Origin of the sequence: Microbacterium terrae, from assembly GCF_017831975.1 — a bacterium.
In the GTDB taxonomy this organism is placed as follows: Bacteria; Actinomycetota; Actinomycetes; order Actinomycetales; family Microbacteriaceae; genus Microbacterium; species Microbacterium terrae.
In genome coordinates this window covers 999,699-1,021,090 of sequence record NZ_JAFDSS010000001.1, presented here as the reverse complement: position 1 = coordinate 1,021,090, position 21,392 = coordinate 999,699, and the positions used below count along the sequence as shown (strand labels likewise).

Here is a 21,392-nt window from a genome sequence, read left to right as displayed (position 1 = left end):
GGTCGGCGTGACGGCCGGTCAGGCGAAGGCCTCGGGCGGGGGGCAGGAGCACACGAGGTTGCGGTCGCCGTACGCCTGGTCGATCCGGCGCACCGGCGGCCAGTACTTCGTGCGCACCAGGGAGTGCACCGGGTAGACCGCCGTCGACCGCGGGTACGGGTGCTCCCACTCGCCCTCGATCACCGACGCCGCGGTGTGCGGCGCATTCACGAGCGGATTGTCGTCGGCGGCCCACTCCCCCGCGGCCACCGCGTCGGCTTCGACCTTGATCGCGATCATGGCCTCGATGAACCGCTCGATCTCGCCGAGGTCCTCCGACTCGGTCGGCTCGACCATGAGCGTGCCCGCCACCGGGAACGACATCGTCGGAGCGTGGAAGCCGTAGTCGATGAGCCGCTTGGCCACGTCGTCGACCGTCACACCCGTGGCCTCGCGCAGCGGTCGCAGGTCGAGGATGCACTCGTGCGCGACGAGCCCGCCCTCACCGGCGTACAGCACCGGGTAGTGGTCCTTGAGGCGGAACGCGATGTAGTTCGCCGACAGCACCGCCGCGGCTGTCGCCTCGCGGAGCCCGTCGAGGCCCATCATCCGCACGTACGCCCACGAGATGGGGAGGATGCCCGCCGATCCGTACGGCGCGGCCGAGATCGGCCCCGCGGCGTCGAACACGCCACCGGCGTGGTCGGCGCGCTGAGCGAGCGGATGCCCGGGGAGGAATGGCGCGAGGTGGGCCTTGGCCGCGACCGGACCGACGCCCGGTCCGCCGCCGCCGTGCGGGATCGCGAACGTCTTGTGCAGGTTCAGGTGCGAGACGTCGCCGCCGAGGTCGCCGAAGCGGGCGTAGCCGAGCAGCGCGTTGAGGTTCGCGCCGTCGACGTAGACCTGCCCGCCGGCATCGTGCACGGCCTGGGTGATCTCGAGCACGTCGTGCTCGTACACTCCGTGCGTCGACGGGTAGGTGATCATCAGCGCCGAGAGCGCGTCGGCGTGGACGCCGATCTTCGCGCGCAGGTCGTCGAGGTCGACGTTGCCGGCCTCGTCGCACGCGACGACCACGACCCGCATGCCGGCGAGCACCGCCGAGGCGGCGTTCGTGCCGTGCGCCGACGACGGGATGAGGCACACGTCGCGCTGCAGGTCGCCGTTCGCACGGTGGTAGCCGCGGATGGCCATGAGACCGGCGAGCTCGCCCTGCGAGCCGGCGTTCGGCTGCAGCGACACCGCGTCGTACCCCGTCACCTCGGCGAGCCACACCTCGAGCTGCTCGATCATGGCGAGGTACCCGTGCACGTCGGCCTCGGGGGCGAACGGGTGCACGCGCGAGAACTCCGGCCATGACACCGCAGCCATCTCGGTGGCGGCGTTGAGCTTCATCGTGCACGATCCGAGCGGGATCATGCCGCGGTCGAGCGCGTAGTCGCGGTCGGCGAGCTGCTTGAGGTAGCGCATCATCGCCGTCTCGGAGCGGTGCGAGTTGAACACCGGGTGGGTGAGGAACTCCTCGACCCGGTGGAGCGACGCGTCGACGCCGGCGAGTGCGGATGCCTCGGCGAACTGCACCGCGCGCTCCCCCTGTTCGCCGCCACCGACGAACTCGACCTCGGGAAGCCCGAAGGCCCAGGCGACGGCGGCGAGGTCATCGGCGGTGGTGGTCTCGTCGACCGAGACGCCCACAACGGCGTCGGAGACCTGGAGAACCTGGTAGCCGCGCTCGCGGGCTCGCTCGACCACACGCCGGGCGGACCCGGGCACGCTCACGCGGATCGTGTCGAAGAACGCGTCGTGCTGAAGGGTGAGCCCGTACGAGCGCAGCCGCCCGGCGAGCGCCTCGGCCTTCTGCGCGACCTCGGTCGCGATCGCGCGCAGGCCGTCGGGGCCGTGGTACACCGCGTACATCGCGGCCATGACGGCGAGGAGCACCTGAGCGGTGCAGATGTTCGACGTGGCCTTCTCGCGGCGGATGTGCTGCTCGCGGGTCTGCAGCGACAGCCGGTAGGCGGGGTGGCCGTCGGCGTCCTGCGAGACGCCCACGAGGCGTCCGGGCAGCTGGCGCTCGAGGCCGGCGCGCACCGCCATGTAGCCCGCGTGCGGGCCGCCGAAGCCGAGCGGCACGCCGAAGCGCTGCGTGGTGCCCACGGCGACGTCGGCGCCGAGCGAGCCGGGCGAGCGCAGCAGCGTCAGCGCGAGGAGGTCGGCGGCGGCGACCACCAGGCCGCCCTGCTCGTGGAGCGCCGCGGCGACACCGGAGAAGTCGCGGATGCGTCCCGACGCGCCGGGGTACTGCACGAATGCGCCGAACGCCTCGACAGCATCGTGGCCGTCGGCGAGCTCGACCAGCTCGATGCCGACGGCGGCGGCCCGGTGCTCGAGCAGAGCCTTCGTCTGCGGCAGCGCATCGGGGTCGACCAGGAACACGTTCGACGTCGACTTCGAGGCACGCCGGGCCACCAGCATCCCCTCGACGACCGCCGTCGACTCGTCGAGCATCGACGCGTTCGCCGTGGCGAGCCCGGTGAGGTCGGTCACCATCGTCTGGAAGTTGATCAGCGCCTCGAGGCGGCCCTGCGAGATCTCCGGCTGATACGGCGTGTAGGCGGTGTACCACGACGGGTTCTCGAGCACGTTGCGCGCGATCACCGACGGCGTGAAGGTGTCGTAGTAGCCGAGGCCGATCATGGGCCGGGCGGCCCGGTTCTGCGACGCCAGGGCGCGGAGCTCGGCGAGCGCCTCGGCCTCGGTCGCCGCCGGCGGGATGTCGCTAGTCGAGCGCGCGACGACGTGGATGGATGCCGGCACCGCGGCCTTCACCAGGCTGTCGACGTCGGTGTAGCCGAGAGCGTCGAGCATGGTGCGCCGCGCGGCGTCGTCGACGCCGATGTGGCGCTTCGCGAAGGCCCCGGTCACGCGTCGCCGCCCGTGAGCGCCACGTACGCGGCGCGGTCCATGAGACCGTCGACCTCGGCGGAGTCGACGCGGATCTTCACGAGCCAGCCCTCGGCGAACGGCGCCGAGTTGACCAGCGACGGGTCGTCGACCACGGCGTCGTTGGCCTCGACGACCTCGCCGGTGAGCGGTGCGTAGAGCTCGCCGACCGACTTGGTCGACTCGATCTCGCCGACCACGGTGGCTGCGGTGACGGTGCTGCCGGCGGCCGGCAGCTCGACGAAGACGACGTCGCCGAGCTTGTCGGCGGCGTAGTCGGTGATTCCGACGGTCGCGATGTCGCCGTCGAAGGAGACCCATTCGTGCTCGGCGGTGTACTTGAGGGAGTTGAGGTCGGTCACGGTTTCCTCCGGTGGGGTGGGATGAGCGGGAGAAGCGGCGGTGCCGGTCACTGGGCGCGGCGGTAGAAGGGCAGTGCGGTGACGGTCGCGGGGATGCGGGTGCCGCGCACGTCGAGGTAGAGCACGGTGTCGACGGCCGACACCGCGGGAGAGACGAAGGCCATGGCGATCGGATGCCCCAGGGTCGGGCTGAGCGCGCCCGAGGTGATCTCGCCCACCTGTGCGGCATCCGGACCCTCTCCGTCGAAGACGGCGTACCCGGCGCGACCCGCGCGACGCCCCTCGGCGGAGAGACCGACGAGCACGGGGGCGGCCGAGGCGACGACGGCGGCGAGCCCCGACTTGCCGACGAAGTCGGCCTTGTCGACGGCGACGACGCGGCCGAGGCCCGCCTGCGCGGGAACCATGTCGAGCGAGAGCTCGTGGCCGTAGAGCGGCATGCCCGCCTCGAGCCGGAGCGTGTCGCGCGCGGCGAGACCGGCAGGCACGAGACCGAACGGCTCGCCGGCTTCGAGCAGCGCGTTCCACAGCGACTCCGCGGCGTGGTTCGCGATGAGCAGCTCGAACCCGTCCTCACCGGTGTATCCGGTGCGGGCGACGAACAGTCCGTCATCGCCGAACGTGCCCGTGGCCCACGCGTAGTACCCGAGGTCGGCGAGCGCCGGGGTGACACCGGCGACGGATGCCACGGACTCGATGATCGCGCGCGCCTGCGGCCCCTGCACGGCGATCAGCGACATCCGATCGGTGATGTCTTCGACGAGGGCACGCGGTGACCCGGCGACGAACGCGAAATCGCCCGCGGGCAGCTCATCGAGCGAGGTCGGGGCGGCGAAGTCCTCGGACCGCTCCGCGAAGGCCTGGGCGACGGCATCCCGGTTTCCCGCGTTCGCGATCACCAGGAAGCGCTCCTCCCCCAGTCGGTACACGATCACGTCGTCGACGATGCCGCCCGAGTCCGCCAGCACCAGCGAGTACTTCGCCTTGCCGATTCGCATCGGCGAGATGGCCCCGGCGAGCGCGTGGTCGAGGAACCCTGCGGCGTCCGGCCCGGTGACGACGAACTCCGCCATGTGCGAGATGTCGAACAGCCCGGCGGCGGTGCGCACGGCGTGATGCTCGGCGAGGTCGGACGTGTAGCGCACCGGCATCAGCCAGCCGCCGAAGTCGGTGAAGGAGGCGCCGAGAGCGGTGTGCTGGGCGTGCAGGGCGGTGGTGCGAAGCTCAGGCGTGGTGGGTTCAGCCATGAGAGTTCTCCCGTCGATGATCGGTCGGACGTCTGCTGACGCCGGAGAACTCCCCCTCTGTCATGGGCCTGAGAGTTTCGCATCCCGCCCGCTGAGTCAAGGGCGGAGGTGCTTTCACCGTCGGCGGACCCGCCGCTCGCGGCGGATCGCTTTCCAGAGTCGGCCTTCCCGTGCGGTACGCGGTACCTGAGAGATTGGCGGGGAGGCTTGCTCCTTCGGTGCTCGACGTGGTCGAGGCTCTCCCGCACGGGTCACTGGCCGGATATTCGGTTGCCCCGCCAGCATACCGGCCGAGGCCCGTCAGCCGGTGCAGTCGCCCGTCGAGACGGCGGTGCGGAGGCCGGCTGCCTGATCGATCACCGGGTCGAGCTCGGCCATCGTCATCGCGTATCCGCGCTCGGGGTCGTCCTCCGACCGGGCGAACACGAGCCCGATCACCTCGCCGTCGCCGGTGAGGAGCGGCCCGCCCGAGTTGCCGGGGCGGATCTCCGCCTGGAGGGCGTAGATCTCGCGGAACGCCATGGAGGAGTCGTAGATGTCGGGGACCGACGCCGAGCCGACCGACACCACGCCGGCCGGGACCATCGTGAACGGTCCGCCGAGCGGATACCCCTGCACCGCGGCGGGGGTGCCCGCTGCGGCGGTGGGAGCGAGGTCGAGAGCGCCGGCGCCCAGCCGGTCCACGGCGATCACGGCGAGGTCGTCGATCGGGTCGAAGTACACGATCCGTCCCTCGCGCGCCTCCAGCCCGGGGAGCTCGACGACGGGGGCGTCGACACCGGCGACGACGTGGGCGTTCGTGACGATGCGGTCGGCGGCGATCACGAAGCCGCTGCCGGTCGAGCTGGTGCCGCACGCGTACGCGGTGCCCGAGACACGGGCGACGGATGCCGCGGCCGCCGCGAGCTCGGGATCATCGAGGTCGACCGTGGCGAGCACCGGCGTCTCGGCGGTTCCCAGCAGATCGCCGAGGGCCGGAAGGCCCGCGTCGAGCACGACACCGCGCACCTCGGCGAGCGCGCGATCGACGGGCTCCGGCGTCAGCGCGTCGATGGCGCCGAGGACGCGCGAGGATGCGATCGCCGACGAGATCACGGGCATGCCGACCGTCGCGAGACTCGCGCCGACGAGCGCCATCGACAGCGCCGCGGCGACCACGCCGACGACCGCGCCGAGGATCCGGTCGACGACGCGCAGCGGCGTGCGCTCGACTCCGCGGCGCAGGGCGTCGCCGACTGCCGCACCCAGGGAAGCGCCGCCGATCAGGAGGACGAGGATGCCGATGAGGACGACGATCGGCCGCCATTCGGGGAGCGGGAGCGCGTCGTTGACGATCGGGATGAGCCAGAAGGCGGCGGCTCCGCCGAGCACGAGGCCGACGATCAGGCCGAGGCTGCCGACGAACCCGCGCGACCCGCCAGCGGCGAGGGCGAGGATGAGGAGCGCGATCAGGATCACGTCGACGACGATCACGGCGCTCTCCTCGGTCGGTCTCGGTCAGGTGGCGGGTCTCGGCCGGTCGCGTCGCTTCCGGGATGCCCAACTTTATTGTCCGCTTCCTGGGACGGCGCCGAACGTCTCCGCGTGCGGCGCGTGACGGCCGGGTTTGCCCTTCGTGTCACAGTGACACTAAGATGATGGCGACAGTAAAGGTCATGATGACAAGAACCAGCGATGCACCCGCCCTCGCCCCGTCCGGCACGTCCGGCGCCGGCGACGACGTCACGCGCGTCGCGGTTTCGACGGTGATCTTCACGCTGCGTCGCGTGGCGGGCACCGATCGGGTTCAGGTCGCCATCCCCCTCGTCAGACGCACGCGCGATCCCCACCAAGGCCTCTGGGCACTCCCGGGCGGCTGGCTCGACATCGCCGAAGACCTCGACGGCGCGGCATCCCGAACCCTCGCCGAGACGACCGGCCTGGCGCCCAGCTATCTCGAGCAGCTGTACGCCTTCGGAGCCGTCGACCGCTCCCCCACGCGGGTCGTGTCGATCGTGTATTGGGCGCTCATCCGTCCCGACGAGATCGTCGACGACGTCGAGAACGTCGCCTGGTTCGACGCGGCAGACCTTCCTCCCCTGGCCTTCGACCACAACGGGATCGTCGACTACGCCCTCTGGCGCCTGCGCAACAAGGTCGGCTACAGCCGCATCGCGCACGGCTTGCTCGGCGATGAGTTCACCCTCGCCGAGCTGCGCGAGGTGTACGAGTCGATCCTCGGCAGGCGGCTCGACCCCGCCAACTTCCGACGCCAGGTCGAGAACTCCGGCACCCTCATCCCCACCGACCGCTTCCGCACGGGCAGTCATCGCCCCGCGCGACTGTACCGCGACAACCAGGAAGCCGAGCTCGCCGACCGCGGCCCGCTCGGCGGACGCCATTGACCCCGCACGAATCGAGCCCGACATGTCCGCTGTGAACATCGCCCTTCAGCCCCGTCCGGTCGACGCGTCCGTCGACCACGCGATCCAGGCCATCGTCGCCGGGTCGACGACCGGCGAGACCTGCAACACCGACCTCGCCGCCGGCCCGTGGGACTTCGACACACGACCCGGGTACGGCCCCGGGTCGTCGATGGGCGACGTCATCCCCACCGGGTCGCCCCGGCAGGGCGAGCTTCCGCGCGAGTACCGCGAGGCGGGCGAGGACGAGCTGGACGCACGTATCCGGGCCGCGAAGCAGACGCTAGGCGAGCGCGTCGTCGTGCTCGGCCACTTCTACCAGCGCGAGGAGGTCGTGCGTCACGCCGACTACGTGGGCGACTCGTTCCAGCTCGCGAATGCGGCGCTCGAGCACCCCGACGCGGAGGCGATCGTGTTCTGCGGCGTGCACTTCATGGCCGAGACTGCCGACCTGCTCTCGCGGCCCGAGCAGGCGGTGATCCTCCCGAACCTCGCCGCCGGCTGCTCGATGGCCGACATGGCCGACATCGACCAGGTCGAGGAGTGCTGGGAGCAGCTCGCCGACGTGTACGGCGATATGGACGCGAAGGACGCCGACGGCCTCGTGCCCGTCATCCCCGTGACCTACATGAACTCGTCTGCCGACATCAAGGGCTTCGTCGGCCGGCACGGCGGCATCGTCTGCACGTCGTCGAACGCCCGCACGGTGCTCGAGTGGGCCTTCGAGCGCGGTCGTCGCGTGCTGTTCTTCCCCGACCAGCACCTCGGCCGCAACACGGCCAAGGCGATGGGCGTGCCGCTCGAGCAGATGCCGATGTGGAACCCCCGGAAGCCCTTCGGCGGCTCGGATGCCGACACGCTCGACGACGCCCGCGTGATCCTCTGGCACGGCTTCTGCTCGGTGCACCGCCGCTTCAGCGTCGAGCAGATCGACAAGGCCCGCGCCGAGCACCCCGGTGTGCGCGTCATCGTGCACCCCGAGTGCCCCATGGAGGTCGTCGACGCCGCCGACGAGGCGGGGTCCACCGACTACATCCGCAAGGCGATCGAGGGCGCCACCGAGCCGACGACGTTCGCCATCGGCACCGAGGTCAACCTCGTGCAGCGCCTGGCGGCGCAGCATCCGCAGCACGAGATCTTCTGCCTCGACCCCGTGGTCTGCCCGTGCTCCACGATGTACCGCATCCACCCCGGCTACCTCGCGTGGGTGCTCGAGAGCCTCGTCGCCGGCGAGGTCGTCAACCGCATCGAGGTGCCCGCCGACGTCGCCGAGCCGGGGCGCCTCGCGCTCGAGCGGATGCTCGCCGCCAAGCCGCCGGCGGGCCGCGTCGAGACCACGGGGAAGCGGGCATGACGCACGCCGTCGTGGTCGGCTCGGGCATCGCAGGGCTCACCGTCGCCCTCCACGCCGTCGAGCGCGGCTGCCGCGTGACGCTCGTGACGAAGGACGTGCTCGAGCACGCGAACACCCGCTTCGCCCAGGGCGGCATCGCGGGCGTGATGTTCGACGACGACCGCGCCGCAGATCACGTGCGCGACACCCTCGTCGCCGGAGCGGGCCTCAGCGATCCCGCGGCGGTGCAGGTGCTCGTCGACGAGGGACCCGACCGCATCCGCGAGCTCATCGCACTCGGCGTCGCATTCGACCGCGACGGCGCGGGCGCCTTCGTCAAGGGGCTCGAGGCTGCGCACTCCTACCCCCGCATCCTGCACGCGGGCGGCGACGCGACCGGCACCGTGATCGAGCGCGCCCTCGTGGCGGCGCTGCGCGCCAGCAGGGTCGACGTGGTCGAGCACGCGTTCCTCGTCGGCCTGGTGACGGACGCCGGGCGCGTGGGCGGCGTCGATCTGATCGTCGGCGAGACCGCCGCGGCGCCCGGCCGTCGCGTGCGCCTCGACGCCGACGCGGTGGTGCTCGCCACGGGCGGCGCCGGCGAGCTCTACTCCCACTCCACGAATCCCGAGGTCGCCACGGGCGACGGCATCGCCGCCGCGATGCGCGCGGGCGCCGCGGTGGCAGACCTCGAGTTCTTCCAGTTCCACCCCACGGTGCTCGCCGTGGGCGACTCGTTCCTCGTGTCGGAGGCCGTGCGCGGTGAGGGCGCCACCCTGATCGACGACGACGGCAGGCGCTTCGCGTTCGACGACCACCCCGACGGAGAACTCGCCCCCCGCGACGTCGTGGCACGCGCCATCGCCCGCCGCATGATCGAGCAGGGCGGCCGGCCCGTGCGCCTCGACGCGACACACCTGCACTCGACCGATGCCGCCGAGCGCGCCGCGTTCCTCGCCCGCCGCTTCCCCACGATCGACGCCGCGGTGCACGACCGCGGACTCGACTGGGCCCTCGAGCCGGTGCCGGTGACGCCCGCGGCGCATTACCTGATGGGCGGGGTCGTCACCGATCTCGACGGACGCACCACCCTGCCGGGGCTCTACGCCGTCGGCGAGACGGCGCGCACCGGCGTGCACGGGGCCAACCGCCTCGCCTCGAACTCGCTGCTCGAGGGCGCGGTGTTCGGGGCGCGGGCGGGCGACGCGATCGCCGCCGACGCCGCGTCGGGCGCGTGGATCGCACCCGCGGCACCGCCCTCGTCGAACGCGCCCGGCACCCCCACGCGGTCGTCGAGCGACCAGGGCACCCCCACTCGGTCGCTGAGCGAGCAGAGCACCCCCACACGGTCGTCGAGCGAGCAGAGCACCCCCACACGGTCGTCGAGCGAGCAGAGCACCCCCACACGGTCGTCGAGCGAGCAGAGCACCCCCACACGGTCGTCGAGCGAGCAGAGCACCCCCACACGGTCGTCGAGCGAGCAGAGCACCCCCACACGGTCGTTGAGCGAGCAGGGCACCCCCACGCGGTCGTTGAGCGAGCGCAGCGAGACGAAACGCGCCCCCGCGTTCTCCCGCCGCGCCCTGCAGGATCTGCTGTGGGAGCACGCCGGGCTCGTCAGAGACGAATCGGGACTCGCGCACGCGGCGTCCGTCATCGCCGGCTGGCAGGGCGAAGCCCGCGCGCCGCACAGCGAACACGACTTCGAGGACGAGAACCTGCTGCTCGTGGCGGCGGCGCTCGTCGCCGCAGCCCGCGCCCGGCGAGGGTCGGTGGGTGCGCACTTCCGCTCCGACGATCCGTCCGCTGCACCCGTCCCGGCAGCCGACACCCGAGAGGCCATCGCATGCTGACCCCCACCGTCATCGAGCGCGTCGTCGGCGCAGCCCTCGAAGAGGACGCCCCGTGGGGCGACATCACGAGCGAGTACCTCATCCCAGAAGATGCGCTCGCGAGCGCCGACCTCGTGGCACGCGAGTCCGGCGTCTTCAGCGGCGGGGCGGTGTTCGCCGCCGCGTTCCGCCTGACCGATCCGGCCATCGACGTGCGCCTCGTCGTCGCAGACGGCGACCGGTTCGAGCCCGGCGCCGTGCTCGCGGTGGTGTCGGGCCCCGCGCGAGCCGTGCTCACTGCCGAGCGCATCGGCCTGAACTTCGCGCAGCGCATGTCGGGCATCGCGACGCTCACCGCGCGCTTCGTCGCCGAGGTCGGGCACACATCGGCACGCATCGCCGACACGCGCAAGACCACGCCCGGGCTGCGTGCGTTCGAGCGGCAGGCCGTGCGCGACGGGGGCGGGCGCAACCATCGCGCAACGCTGTCGGACGCAGTCATGGCGAAGGACAACCACCTCGCGGTGCTCACGCGGGGCGGCGCCTCCATCACCGACGCGCTCCGCGCGGCGAAGGACCGCCTCCCCCACACCACCCACATCGAGGTCGAGATCGACCGACTCGAGCAGATCGAGCCGGTGCTCGCCGCGGGCATCGGCACGATCATGCTCGACAACTTCTCGCTCGCCGACCTGCGCACCGGCGTCGCCCAGGTCGCCGGTCGGGCGACGGTGGAGGCATCCGGCGGGGTGAACCTCGACACCGTGCGCGCGATCGCCGAGACCGGCGTCGACGTCATCTCGGTGGGCGCCCTCACCCACTCCGCCCGGGCCCTCGACCTGGGACTCGACGTGCGCATCGACGCGTCCTGACCACGGGACGGCAGCCATGACGACGCTCTACCTCGACAACGCGGCGACCACGCCCGTGCGCGCCGAGGTGCTCGAGGCGATGACGCCGTACCTCACGCGGTGGTTCGGCAACCCGTCGAGCCACCACACGGTCGGAGAAGCGGCGGCCGAGGCGCTCGCCGACGCCCGAGCGCGGGTGGCGCGGGTGCTCGGCATGCGGGCCGGCGACATCGTCTTCACGTCGGGCGGCACCGAGGCCAACAACACCGCCGTGAAGGGCATCGCCGTCGCGGCCGCCCTGAACGCGGGCAAGCGGCACGTCGTCACCACCCCCATCGAGCACGAGTCGGTGCTCGAGTCCGTCGACCACCTGCGCCGCGTGCACGGCTTCGAAGTCACCCACGTGCCCGTGGACGCGGTCGGCCGGGTGAGTGCCGATGACCTCGCCGCCGTCGTCCGTGACGACACCGCGCTCGTGAGCATCGGCTACGCGAACAACGAGGTCGGCACGATCCAGGATGCCGCGGCCCTCGCCGCCGCAGTCCGTGCGCGCGGCGTGGCGCTGCACCTCGACGCCGTGCAGGCCGCCGGCTGGCTCCCCCTGTCGGTCGCCGACCTCGGCTTCGACGCGATCTCGCTCGCCGGGCACAAGCTCGGCGCGCCGAAGGGCACGGGGGTTCTCGGCGTGCGCGGCCGCATCCCTCTCGAGCCGCTGCTGCACGGCGGAGGTCAGGAGCGCGGGCGCCGCTCGGGCACCGAAGACGTCGCGGGGGCCGTCGGCTTCGCCACCGCCCTCGACCTCGCCGAGTCCGAGCGCGCCGAGGCTGCCGCGCGGGTGGCGACTCTGCGCGACGCGTTCGTCGCGCGGGTGCTCGCGGCGGTGCCGTCGGCCGCGCTCACGGGCGACCCGGTGCGGCGCCTGCCGGGCACGGCGAGCTTCACGTTCGCGGGCACGAGCGGCGAAGCGGTGCTGCTCGAACTCGAGCGGCGCGGCGTCGTCTCCTCCAGCGGATCCGCGTGCGCGGCGGGAAGCGACGAGCCCTCGCACGTGCTGATCGCGATGGGCATCGCCCCCGAGGTGGCGCAGACCGCGGTGCGGTTCACCCTCCCGCACTCCTGGCGGCATCCCCTCGATGCGGTCGCCGACGCGGTCGCGGCATCCGTCGCCGCCGTCTCGGGTCGCTGAACGCATCGCGCCGCGACGGCCCTCGACCGGCCACGCGTGAATAGGATCGATCCGTGCCTGCCGTCGTGACCGTCATCGTGCCCGGATTCGACGTCGCCGCCTTCGCGGAAGAGGCCCTCGACTCGCTCCGGGCGCAGACCTTCACCGAGTGGGTCGCCGTGCTCGTCGACGACGCGTCGACCGACGGCACCGGTGAGATCTTCGACGCCGCCGCGTCATCCGACCCCCGCTTCATCGTCGTGCACCATGACGTGCGCCTCGGGCTCGGCGCCGCGCGCAACACCGCGCTCGCCCTCGTCGACACGCCGTTCGTCGGCTTCCTCGATGCCGACGACAGACTCACGCCGCACGCGCTGGAGCGCCTGGTCGGCGCCGTCGTCGACAGCGGCAGCGACTTCGCGGTCGGCGCGTACGTGCGGCTGCGTCCCGACGCCGACGGCGGCTACACGTCCGGCGTCGTGCAGCCGTGGGTGACTGCCGCGACCGACCCGGCGCGCCGCTCGACGACCCTTCACGATCATCCGGATGCCGCCGGCAACATCGTCGCCTGGTCCAAGGTGAGCCGCACCGACCTGTGGCGACGGGCCGATCTGCGCTTCCCCGTCGGCAAGGCGTACGAGGATCAGATCGTGGCCCAGCAGATGTACACCCGGGCGCGATCTTTCGATGTGATCCCCGATGTCGTCGTCGAATGGCGCGAACGCGCCGACGGATCGTCGATCACCCAGCAGAAGGCCGCGCTCCCCGTGCTGCGCGACTACCTCGAGGCCCTCTCCGGCGGCATCGCCGTGCTCGAGGACGCCGGGCACCAGCGCGCGATCGCCGCGCGCGTGCACCTGATCCTCGCGATGGACGTTCCGCCCCTCGTCGAGATCGCCCGCACGCACCCCGACGACGAGTACCGGCGCGAACTGGGCGCATTCGCCCGCGACCTCGCGTCGCGCGCGTCGGACCTGGAGCTGACGGCGCCCGCGGCCACCGCGCTCTCCGCGGCCCGGCTGTGGTGACGCACCCCGGCACAGCACCGGACCACCCCCCGACTCCCGCAGCGACTCCCGCAGCCGCGTCTCAGGCTTCGGGGATCGCCGCCTCGACCGCGCCCGGCACCTCGGCGCCGTCTACGGGCGGCTGATCGGCCCGACGCTCGGGATGATCGGCGGGGAGGTCGGGCTCCTCGGCCTCCTCGGCCTCGAGCACGCGAGAGGTCGCCAGCTGCTGCGCGGCGAGCTCGGCGTACAGCCCGCCGGCGGCGACCAGTTCGGCGTGGGTGCCCGACTCGACGATGCGCCCTGCATCGACGACGTGGATCACGTCGGCGCCGATCACCGTCGACAGCCGGTGCGCGATGGTGAGGGTGGTGCGGCCGCGTGCCGCGGCATCCAGCGCCTCCTGCACTACCCGCTCCGAGACCGTGTCGAGCGCCGACGTCGCCTCGTCGAGGAGGAGCACGGGCGGGTCCTTGAGGAGCACCCGCGCGATGGCGATGCGCTGCTTCTCGCCGCCGGAGAGGCGATAGCCCCGCTCGCCGACCACGGTGTCGTAGCCGCGCTCGAACCCGGAGATGACGTGGTGGATGTTCGCCGCACGGCACGCGGCCTCGATCTCGGCGTCGGTCGCGTCGGGCTTGGCGTACCGCAGATTCTCGAGGATCGTCGCGTGGAACAGGTATGTCTCCTGCGACACGATGCCGACGTGGTCGATGATCGACTCCTGGCGCAGTCTCCGCACATCGGCGCCGGCGAACAGCACCGCTCCGCCCGACACCTCGTACAGGCGCGGGGTCAGATACAGCACCGTCGTCTTGCCCGCACCGCTCGGCCCGACGAAGGCGACATGGCGACCCGGCTCGGCGACGAACGAGACTCCATCGAGGGTGGGTCGCGCGTCGGGCGCGGCATCCGGATACCGGAATTCGACGTCGCGGAACTCGATGCGCCCGGCGGGGCCGGGAGCGCGATCGACGTCGATCGCGTCGGGGGCGTCGCCGATGGCGGGCACGAGGTCGAGGTACTCGAAGATGCGGGCGAACAGCGCTCCTGAGGTCTGCAGATCGAGCGCGACCCGCATGAGGCCCATGAGGGGCATGAGCAGGCGCGCCTGCACCGTCGTGAACGCCACGATCGTGCCGGCCGTGATCGTGTCGTCGATGCTCCCGGTGATGAGGTAGCCCGATACGAGGTAGATCACCGCCGGGATGCTGGCCATGATCACCTGCACGACCGCGAAGAACCCCTGGCCGCTCATCGCCCGCCGCACCTGCAGTCGCACCTGGTTGACGTTCTCGTCGGCGTACCGGGCCGACTCGGTGCGCTGCCGGTTGAACGACTTGGAGAGCAGGATGCCCGAGACGCTCAGCGTCTCCTGCGTGATCGCGGTGAGCTCGGAGAGCGACTCCTGCGTCTCGCCGGCGATGCGGGCGCGCACCTGCCCGACGCGGCGCTGCACGACCACGAGGATCGGCATGAGGATGACGGCGATGATGGTGAGGCGCCAGTCGATGATGATCATCGCGACCAGCGACGCGACCACGGTGACGGTGTTGCCGAGGATGCTCGTGACGGTGTTCGTGAGCACGCCGGAGACACCGCCGACGTCGTTCTGCAGTCGCGACTGGATGACGCCCGTCTTCGTGCGGGTGAAGAAGCCCAGCTCCATCGCCTGCAGGTGATCGAACAGCTTCACGCGCAGGTCACCGGTCACCCGGTTGCCGACCGTCGACGTCAGCCACGTCTGCACGACGCCGAGCGCCGCCGAGAGCAGGAACAGGGCGATCATGAGCGCCACCAGACGCCACAGGAGCGGGATGTCGGGCGCCGAACCGTCGACAGGGAAAAGGGCATCGTCGAAGATCCGCTGCACGAGCAGCGGCGGGATGACGGCGACGGCGGCTCCGACGACGACGAGGACGCCGGTGACGACGATCGACCACAGGTACGGGCGGAAGAGCTCCACGACCCGCCGCCCGAGGTGCGGGATCTTCGGCGCGTCGGCGTTCTGCCGGCGCTGCGCGGACTCGTCGATCGGACGGAATCCGGGATGCTGCCCGCCCCCGCCGCCGCGACCGCCGCGCCCCGCCATGCTCATGCGAGTCAGCCTAGTTCGGGCCTCACCCATCGGGATCCGCGCGGCGCAGTCCGCACCGCGGCGAGGATTCCGTCGGCCGGATCGGGAATGCGATGTCGGCGGATGCGGTTATGGTCGAAGCTTGCCATCGTCGGATGGCCGTTCTGCTGACCATCCGAGCCTCGAGGAGACGACCATGGCCGCCATCGACACCAGTCCCGGAACAGGCAGCATCCCCGCTGTCACCCCGTCGACGCCGACGCTGCGCCCCGAGGAGAGCCGCGTCATCTGGCTCCTCCTGGGCGCAGCGTTCGTCGCGATCCTCAACGAGACCACGATGGGCGTCGCGATCCCGCACCTCATCGACGATCTCGGCATCACCGCACTCGCGGCGCAGTGGCTCACAACCGCCTTCATGCTCACGATGGCCGTGGTCATCCCGATCACCGGCTTCCTGCTGCGCCGCTTCACTACCCGCGCGATGTACATCGCCGCCATGGGGCTGTTCTCGCTCGGCACGCTGATCGCGTTCGTCTCCCCCGGCTTCCCGCTCCTGCTGGTCGCCCGCGTCGTGCAGGCGTCGGGAACGGCGATCATGATGCCGCTGCTCATGACCACGCTCATGACGGTCGTCCCCGCGGCGATCCGCGGTCGCATGATGGGGCGCGTCAGCATCGTGATGTCGCTCGCCCCGGCGATCGGTCCGACGCTGGCGGGCGCGCTGCTCAACTACTTCGAGTGGCGCTGGATCTTCGGCATCGTGCTCCCCATCGCCGTCGTCGCCCTCGTGGTCGGTGCGAAGTGGATCCACAACCTCGGCGAGACCACCCACGCACCGATCGACGTGCTGTCGGTCGTCCTCTCCGCACTCGGCTTCGGCGGGGTCGTGTTCGGCCTCAGCCAGCTGGGCGCGGGCGGCCACGGTGCGGGCGCCGAGGCTGCAGCCGCGAGCGCGGCCTCGACCACGACGCTCATCGTCTCGCTCGCCGTCGGCGTCGTCTCGCTCGCCCTGTTCGGCTGGCGCCAGATCAGGCTGCAGCGGGCAGACGACGCGCTGCTCGATCTGCGGGTGTTCCGCTCGGCGAACTTCACGCTGTCGATCGCGCAGATGGCGATCATGTCGATGGCATTCTTCGGCGCGATCACCGTCGTGCCGCTCTACCTGCAGCGCGTGCTCGAGGTCTCGCCGCTCGAGACCGGCCTCGTCGTCCTGCCCGGAGCTCTCGCGATGGGCCTCCTCGGTCCGGTCATCGGCCGCATCTACGACCGCTGGGGCACGACCGTGCTGCTCGTTCCCGGTGCCGTGATCACGACCGGACTGCTGTGGTTCTACACGACCTTCGGCGCCGAGACTCCCATCGCCGTCGTCGCCGTCGCGCAGACCGTGCTCTCGATCGGCCTGGCCCTGTCGTTCACGCCGCTGTTCACCGCATCGCTCGGTTCGCTGCAGCCCAAGTTCTACTCGTACGGCTCCGCTGTTCTCGGCACCATCCAGCAGGTCGCCGGCGCGGCGGGAATCGCCCTGATGTTCGGCGTGATGGCCTCGGCGTCGGCGAGTGCCACCGCGGCCGGCGCGGATGCGCTGGCGGCAGAGGCCGCCGGCACCCACGCCGCGTTCCTCGTCGCCGCGATCGTCGCGATCCCGCTGCTGGTGGGGGCGTTCCTCATCCGCAAGCCCGCCGACCAGCAGTTCGAGGGCATGCCCGCGGGCCACTGATCCGCTCGGCTGCGGCCGAGCGCCGCCGCCGATATCCGTCCGATACCCCGCCCTCTCGACGGAGGGCGGGGTATCGGTCATCCTGATGCCAGGCACCCGCACGAGGAGGCATCATGATCATCGACACCCCAGCCGCCGAAGGCCTCACGGGGCACGCGGCCGACATGTACCGCACCGACCTCGACGGAGACGGCTTCGTCTTCGGCTACACGCAGGCGATGGCGGTGAACCCCGAGGCGCATCAGGCCTTCGAGGCCCTGATCCGCGCCGCGGTGCCCTCGATCGGGGTGCGGCTGTACGAGCTCGTCACGCTGGCCGCCGCTCGGGCGATCGGCTCGCCGCATTGCCTGCTCGCCCACGGGCGCAAGTCGCTGCGCGCCGAGGCCATCGACGAGGCGCGGCTGACGGCGCTGATGCGCCGGGACGACGATGCCTCGGGCCTCACTCCGGCGGAGGCCGCGGCGGTGGCGTATGCCGAACGGCTCTCACGCGAGCCGACGGCGATGACGGACGCCGACACACGGGTTCTGCGCGACCGCGGCTACACCGATCGGCAGATCGTCGACATCACGATCGCCGCTGCGGCTCGGAACTTCTTCAGCCGGGCGCTGCTCGCACTCGCCGTGCCGGTCGACGACGTGCCCGGCCTGTCGCCGGAGCTGCGAGAGACGCTGCTCGCCTCGATCTCCGACGAGCGCAGCCGCGCGGACGCGCGCGCGACGATCAGTGGTGGATGAGGGCCTTCAGCGCGATGAGGGCGCCTCCGAACGCGGCGGTGATGAGCGCGCTGATGATGCGCGGCGCCCAATGCGTGGTCCATCTCGCGACGGCGATCCACCCGAGCGCGCCGAGGACGATGGTGTTGAGCACCAGCGCGGTCCAGTTCGCGGTGGCGTCGGCGATGACATGCGTCGTGCCCAGCGCGAGCACGATGATCGCGGGGACGGATGCCGCGAGCATGCCGCTCGACTGCCGCGCGGCCGCTCGGAGGCTGGTGCCCAGCCCGCCGCTCCCGTCGGTGGCGGCGAGGCGGCCGAGCGCTCCGGCGTACACGTGGGCGGCGTAGAACACGAGCACGGTCACTGCCACGGTCACGAGCACCGAGAGGGAGCGGCCGTCGTCGCTTCCCGCGACGACGATCATGCCCGAGACGAGGATGAGGCCGTAGATCGCCTCTTCCGACATCAGGACGCGGGCGACCCTCGGTGTGATGTGGAGATCGTCATCGGTCACGGACGTGAGATCGTCGTTCGTCGAAGATCAGTCGGTGCTGCAGCAGCCGCCGCCGCAGCACGAGCCCTCGGCGTCGGCCTGGACGAGGAGGTTCTTCTCGTCGGCGATGGGCTGCAGGGTGACGGTGGGCTGCTCGGTGCTGGTCATGCGAGCCATGCTACCTGCGCCGGCGTGCTCTGAGCCGCGTCACAGCCGTTCTCCGCCGGTCTGGCAGGTGGGGCAGTACTGCGCCGTCGTTGATCCCGACGTGAAGTCGCGCACGATGTCGCCGCAGACCGGGCATGCCTCCCCGCCGCGACCGTGCACGCGCATCGCCGCGACCTTCGCCGCCTTGAGCTGATCGATGGGGACCCCGCGCCGGTCTGCGACGGCTCCGCGGATCGTGGTCGTCACCGCGGCGAACAGCCGTGCCCGCTCGTCGTCGCGCAGAGCCGCTGCCTGCACGACCGGCGAGAGCTTCGCGAGGTGGAGCACCTCGTCGGAGTAGGCGTTGCCGATGCCCGCGAGCGACTCCTGCTCCTGCAGCAGCGCTTTCAGCTGCTTGCGGCGGCCGATCACGACGGCGCCGAGGTCGGCTTCGGTGAAGGCGGGATCGGCGGGGTCGGCTCCGAGCTTCGCAACGGCGGGCACCTCGCGCGGATCGTCGGTGATCGTGAGACCGAGCGAGACCCAGGAGCCGGCATCCGTCAGTTCGAGCACAGCCCCGTCATCGAAGGTGACGGACGCGAGCGCGGGCGGAGGCGCGTCAGCCGTGACGCCGGTCGCTCCGGAGGACGCCGCGTCCGCGTCGCCCGCCTCGCGCCAGCGCGCCCACCCGTGGCGACCGAGCGCGATGCCCAGATGCGCATCGCCGACCGCGAGGTCGACGTGCTTCCCGAACCGCGTCGCGGCGGTGACCGAAGACCCGACGAGCTCTCCGGGCGGACGCGTGCGCGTCTTGACGACGCGGAACTCGAGCACGTCGACTTCGGCGATCGCGCGACCGGAGACGCGCGACCCGAGGAAGTCGACAAGGGCCTGCACCTCGGGCGACTCGGGCATGCGCCCATCCTGCCACCGCCCGCGGACACGCGGCCCGCGTGAAGCTCACATCCGCGCGTAGCGGGCCCGGGCGAAGCAGAACACGCCGTAGACGATCAGCCCCACGGCGACCACCCACAGGATCAGCGAGCCGAACGGAAGCTCGGCGAGAGCGTGGAGCGCGGCATCCAAGCCACCCGCCTTCTCGGGATCGTGGGTGAACGCCGCGACGACGAACAGCACCCCCGCCACGCCCACGGCGATGCCCTTGGCGACGTACCCGACGACGCCGAAGGTGACGATGCCGGAACGCGCGACACCGCCCGGGAGCGCAAGCTGCTCCTCGAATCCGCGTGTGAGGCCCCGCACGACGAAGGCGACCCCGATGGCGAAGACGACGACCCCGACGAGGATCAGCACGATGAGCCCGCCCGGCGACGACATCAGGCCGGCGCTCAGCGTCGTCGACGAGTCCGACGAGTCGGAGCTGCCGCCGAGCGCGAACACCAGCGCAGTGAACGCGATAGCGAGATAGGCGACGGCAGTGCCGACGTTCTTGATGCGGTATCCCCATTTCCGCTTCGCGTCAGGGTCGCGCTGGAGGAACGCCTCCGCCACCTGCCACACGGCGAGCGCCGTCAGGCCGATCACGATGACCCAGAGGAGGACGACCCCCGCCGGGCTCGACCGGATCTGCTCCATCGCACCGCCCTGATCGGCCTCGCCACCGCCCCCGCCGGTGGCGATGGGGATGGCGATCGCGCCGATCACGATGTGCACCACCCCCAGGACGACGTACCCGATGCGGGCGATCACTCGGAATGCGGGTGAATCCTGCGCGGCTCGAGCCGCATTCTTCGCGGTGGACATGGTCGAAGCGTACCCATGCCGTCGGGGCTCGTGGTGACGCGAGCAGTCAGCCCGACCCGACCGCGGATGCAGCCCTGTTCGACCTCCGCACCCGCACCGCGTACATCGCGCACCACACCAGCGTCGCGACGGCGATTCCTTCGAGGAGTCCCGCGACGACATCGCTCAGCCAATGGGCCTGAAGATACGTTCGGCTCCACATCATGAGCAGCACCCACAGGGCGCCGAGCACCCAGACATACCATCGCCGCAGCAGCAGCCCGAGGGTGACCGCGAGCGTTGTGGCGACCGCCGTGTGGCCTGAGGGGAACGACGTCGCGACGGTCTCGGCGAGGGAGTCGGCCGGCCGGACCCGGGCGATGATCGCCGCCATCGGGGCGCCGATCGCGACGACGGCGACGATGGCGAGCGCGAGGGTCGCAGCATCCCAGCCGCGCCTTCGCAGCGCGAAGATCGCCACGATCACGATTCCGACGATGATCATGCCGATGGTCCCCCCGACGATCGCCGGCACCCACGCCACGACGACCCCCGCATCGTCGAGGGTCCGCAGCATCAGGTCATGCCACCACAGGTCGACCGGGAGCGGTGCGTGTCCGCCGAGCGCCACGACGACGCGGAGCACGACGAAGGCGACCGCGGCGGTCACTCCGACCGCGAGGACGAGCGCGGGGTGGAGATCGGGATGCGGGAGGGGTTCGACGGGCGCTGGCCACGCAGCCGGCTCGCCGCCCGGACGTTCGTCGTCACCCACTGTGCCATTGTGGCGGACGAGTCTCCTGGGGAAAAACCGCCGCGCCCGCGGGTGTGCCAGGCGCCAGGCGCCAGGCACACGGCGCCGATGCGACGATCGGCCCGCGCGCGTACGCTGAGCGCATGTCGGTCCGGTCGATCCTCCGCAGTGCCGTCGGGGCGGCCCTCCTGGTCAATGCGGTGCCGCACGGCGTGCGGGGCGTGCAGGGCGAGCCGTTCCCGACCCCCTTCGCCGATCCTCCGGGCGTCGGCCTCTCGTCGCCGACGGTGAACGTCGGCTGGAGCGCCGCCAACGCCGTGCTCGGCGCCCTCCTGCTCCGACGGGGCACCCGCTCGCGCGGCGAGATCGCCGCCGCCGCGGTCGGCGCGATCGGGATGGCGGCGATCATCTCGTACCACTTCGGCGATGTGATGCGCGGCGGGCGCGGGCTGCGAGGCCGGCGTGATCGATCGAATTCCGAGCCGGGCCCGCCGCGCGCGATCGTGATGACACGCACGCCGAGCGACGCGAAGCCGGAGTAGCGGGTCGGTCGTCGACGGATGCCGGCCACCGCAGCCGCCTTGCATAGACGCGTCTGAACCCGCGGCGCGTGCGGACACC

General features: G+C 71.6%; 18 protein-coding genes and 2 riboswitches. Of the genes, 9 read left to right on the top strand and 9 right to left on the bottom strand.

The window, feature by feature from the left end; all coding sequences use genetic code 11:
• Positions 1–18: 18 nt before the first annotated feature.
• The 4 genes from gcvP to JOD63_RS04645 form a co-directional block, all read right to left on the bottom strand.
• Positions 19–2,847, bottom strand: a complete 2,829-nt coding sequence (gcvP, locus tag JOD63_RS04660) for an aminomethyl-transferring glycine dehydrogenase (protein ID WP_245244256.1) — start codon at positions 2,845–2,847, stop codon at positions 19–21.
• Positions 2,848–2,900: 53 nt separating this feature from the next.
• Positions 2,901–3,284 (bottom strand): glycine cleavage system protein GcvH, encoded by a 384-nt coding sequence (gcvH, locus tag JOD63_RS04655; protein ID WP_045275761.1) that lies wholly within the window; start codon positions 3,282–3,284, stop codon positions 2,901–2,903.
• 47 nt (positions 3,285–3,331) lie between these two features.
• Positions 3,332–4,531: a glycine cleavage system aminomethyltransferase GcvT gene (locus tag JOD63_RS04650; protein ID WP_045275760.1), complete on the bottom strand. Its 1,200-nt coding sequence runs from the start codon at positions 4,529–4,531 to the stop codon at positions 3,332–3,334.
• 50 nt (positions 4,532–4,581) lie between these two features.
• Positions 4,582–4,693: riboswitch (glycine riboswitch) on the bottom strand.
• 1 nt (position 4,694) lies between these two features.
• Positions 4,695–4,786, bottom strand: a riboswitch (glycine riboswitch).
• 45 nt (positions 4,787–4,831) lie between these two features.
• Positions 4,832–6,004 (bottom strand): MarP family serine protease, encoded by a 1,173-nt coding sequence (locus JOD63_RS04645; RefSeq protein ID WP_045275759.1) that lies wholly within the window; start codon positions 6,002–6,004, stop codon positions 4,832–4,834.
• 185 nt (positions 6,005–6,189) lie between these two features.
• Between JOD63_RS04645 and JOD63_RS04640 the strand changes: the two genes are divergently transcribed.
• From JOD63_RS04640 to JOD63_RS04610, 6 genes are read left to right on the top strand one after another with little or no spacing between them, the layout of a single operon-like run.
• Positions 6,190–6,915 carry an NUDIX hydrolase gene (locus tag JOD63_RS04640; protein WP_084613532.1) on the top strand — a complete coding sequence of 242 codons (726 nt, stop codon included), beginning with the start codon at positions 6,190–6,192 and terminating at the stop codon, positions 6,913–6,915.
• Positions 6,916–6,937: 22 nt separating this feature from the next.
• Positions 6,938–8,287 (top strand): quinolinate synthase NadA, encoded by a 1,350-nt coding sequence (nadA, locus tag JOD63_RS04635; protein WP_045275758.1) that lies wholly within the window; start codon positions 6,938–6,940, stop codon positions 8,285–8,287.
• Positions 8,284–10,119: an L-aspartate oxidase gene (locus JOD63_RS04630; RefSeq protein WP_084613527.1), complete on the top strand. Its 1,836-nt coding sequence runs from the start codon at positions 8,284–8,286 to the stop codon at positions 10,117–10,119. The genes nadA and JOD63_RS04630 overlap by 4 nt, the downstream gene beginning before the upstream one ends.
• Positions 10,113–10,970 (top strand): carboxylating nicotinate-nucleotide diphosphorylase, encoded by an 858-nt coding sequence (nadC, locus tag JOD63_RS04620; protein WP_045275757.1) that lies wholly within the window; start codon positions 10,113–10,115, stop codon positions 10,968–10,970. The genes JOD63_RS04630 and nadC overlap by 7 nt, the downstream gene beginning before the upstream one ends.
• 16 nt (positions 10,971–10,986) lie before the next feature.
• Positions 10,987–12,135 (top strand): cysteine desulfurase family protein, encoded by a 1,149-nt coding sequence (locus tag JOD63_RS04615; RefSeq protein ID WP_045275756.1) that lies wholly within the window; start codon positions 10,987–10,989, stop codon positions 12,133–12,135.
• A 53-nt stretch (positions 12,136–12,188) separates the two neighbouring features.
• Complete coding sequence (locus tag JOD63_RS04610) at positions 12,189–13,142, top strand: glycosyltransferase family 2 protein (protein WP_045275755.1); 954 nt, start codon at positions 12,189–12,191, stop codon at positions 13,140–13,142.
• A 61-nt stretch (positions 13,143–13,203) separates the two neighbouring features.
• Here the strand turns inward: JOD63_RS04610 and JOD63_RS04605 are convergent, their stop codons facing one another.
• On the bottom strand, positions 13,204–15,213 hold the full coding sequence (locus JOD63_RS04605; RefSeq protein ID WP_045275792.1) for an ABC transporter ATP-binding protein: 2,010 nt from the start codon (positions 15,211–15,213) through the stop codon (positions 13,204–13,206).
• Positions 15,214–15,394: 181 nt separating this feature from the next.
• On the opposite strand from JOD63_RS04605, the gene JOD63_RS04600 reads away from it, so the two are divergent.
• Together JOD63_RS04600 and JOD63_RS04595 are read left to right on the top strand one after the other, a co-directional pair.
• The gene (locus JOD63_RS04600) at positions 15,395–16,915 is read left to right on the top strand and encodes a DHA2 family efflux MFS transporter permease subunit (protein WP_045275754.1); all 1,521 of its coding nucleotides are present in this window, start codon (positions 15,395–15,397) and stop codon (positions 16,913–16,915) included.
• 113 nt (positions 16,916–17,028) lie between these two features.
• Positions 17,029–17,652, top strand: coding sequence for a carboxymuconolactone decarboxylase family protein (locus JOD63_RS04595; RefSeq protein WP_211088047.1), 624 nt, complete (start codon positions 17,029–17,031; stop codon positions 17,650–17,652).
• On the opposite strand, the gene JOD63_RS04590 is transcribed toward JOD63_RS04595, so the two are convergent.
• The 4 genes from JOD63_RS04590 to JOD63_RS18180 form a co-directional block, all read right to left on the bottom strand.
• Positions 17,639–18,148, bottom strand: a complete 510-nt coding sequence (locus JOD63_RS04590; protein ID WP_045275752.1) for a hypothetical protein — start codon at positions 18,146–18,148, stop codon at positions 17,639–17,641. The genes JOD63_RS04595 and JOD63_RS04590 overlap by 14 nt on opposite strands.
• Before the next feature lie 186 nt (positions 18,149–18,334).
• On the bottom strand, positions 18,335–19,189 hold the full coding sequence (locus JOD63_RS04585; RefSeq protein WP_045275751.1) for a DNA-formamidopyrimidine glycosylase family protein: 855 nt from the start codon (positions 19,187–19,189) through the stop codon (positions 18,335–18,337).
• Between the two features lie 45 nt (positions 19,190–19,234).
• Positions 19,235–20,038: a DUF1206 domain-containing protein gene (locus JOD63_RS04580; protein ID WP_045275750.1), complete on the bottom strand. Its 804-nt coding sequence runs from the start codon at positions 20,036–20,038 to the stop codon at positions 19,235–19,237.
• Positions 20,039–20,084: 46 nt separating this feature from the next.
• Positions 20,085–20,792 carry a phosphatase PAP2 family protein gene (locus tag JOD63_RS18180; RefSeq protein WP_084613525.1) on the bottom strand — a complete coding sequence of 236 codons (708 nt, stop codon included), beginning with the start codon at positions 20,790–20,792 and terminating at the stop codon, positions 20,085–20,087.
• 122 nt (positions 20,793–20,914) lie between these two features.
• On the opposite strand from JOD63_RS18180, the gene JOD63_RS04570 reads away from it, so the two are divergent.
• Positions 20,915–21,313, top strand: coding sequence for a hypothetical protein (locus tag JOD63_RS04570; protein ID WP_211088046.1), 399 nt, complete (start codon positions 20,915–20,917; stop codon positions 21,311–21,313).
• The last annotated feature ends 79 nt before the right edge of the window (positions 21,314–21,392 follow it).

What these genes read in the sequence shown, in the direction of transcription:
- nadC (WP_045275757.1), top strand. Translation starts at nt 10,113, where the DNA reads ATGCTGACCCCCACCGTCATCGAGCGCGTCGTCGGCGCAGCCCTCGAA.
- JOD63_RS04600 (WP_045275754.1), top strand. Translation starts at nt 15,395, where the DNA reads ATGGCCGCCATCGACACCAGTCCCGGAACAGGCAGCATCCCCGCTGTC.
- JOD63_RS04640 (WP_084613532.1), top strand. Translation starts at nt 6,190, where the DNA reads ATGACAAGAACCAGCGATGCACCCGCCCTCGCCCCGTCCGGCACGTCC.
- JOD63_RS04595 (WP_211088047.1), top strand. Translation starts at nt 17,029, where the DNA reads ATGATCATCGACACCCCAGCCGCCGAAGGCCTCACGGGGCACGCGGCC.
- gcvP (WP_245244256.1), bottom strand. Translation starts at nt 2,847, where the DNA reads ATGCTCGACGCTCTCGGCTACACCGACGTCGACAGCCTGGTGAAGGCC.
- JOD63_RS04615 (WP_045275756.1), top strand. Translation starts at nt 10,987, where the DNA reads ATGACGACGCTCTACCTCGACAACGCGGCGACCACGCCCGTGCGCGCC.
- JOD63_RS04630 (WP_084613527.1), top strand. Translation starts at nt 8,284, where the DNA reads ATGACGCACGCCGTCGTGGTCGGCTCGGGCATCGCAGGGCTCACCGTC.
- JOD63_RS04580 (WP_045275750.1), bottom strand. Translation starts at nt 20,038, where the DNA reads ATGTCCACCGCGAAGAATGCGGCTCGAGCCGCGCAGGATTCACCCGCA.
- JOD63_RS04605 (WP_045275792.1), bottom strand. Translation starts at nt 15,213, where the DNA reads ATGGCGGGGCGCGGCGGTCGCGGCGGCGGGGGCGGGCAGCATCCCGGA.
- JOD63_RS04585 (WP_045275751.1), bottom strand. Translation starts at nt 19,189, where the DNA reads ATGCCCGAGTCGCCCGAGGTGCAGGCCCTTGTCGACTTCCTCGGGTCG.
- JOD63_RS04650 (WP_045275760.1), bottom strand. Translation starts at nt 4,531, where the DNA reads ATGGCTGAACCCACCACGCCTGAGCTTCGCACCACCGCCCTGCACGCC.
- JOD63_RS04570 (WP_211088046.1), top strand. Translation starts at nt 20,915, where the DNA reads ATGTCGGTCCGGTCGATCCTCCGCAGTGCCGTCGGGGCGGCCCTCCTG.
- nadA (WP_045275758.1), top strand. Translation starts at nt 6,938, where the DNA reads ATGTCCGCTGTGAACATCGCCCTTCAGCCCCGTCCGGTCGACGCGTCC.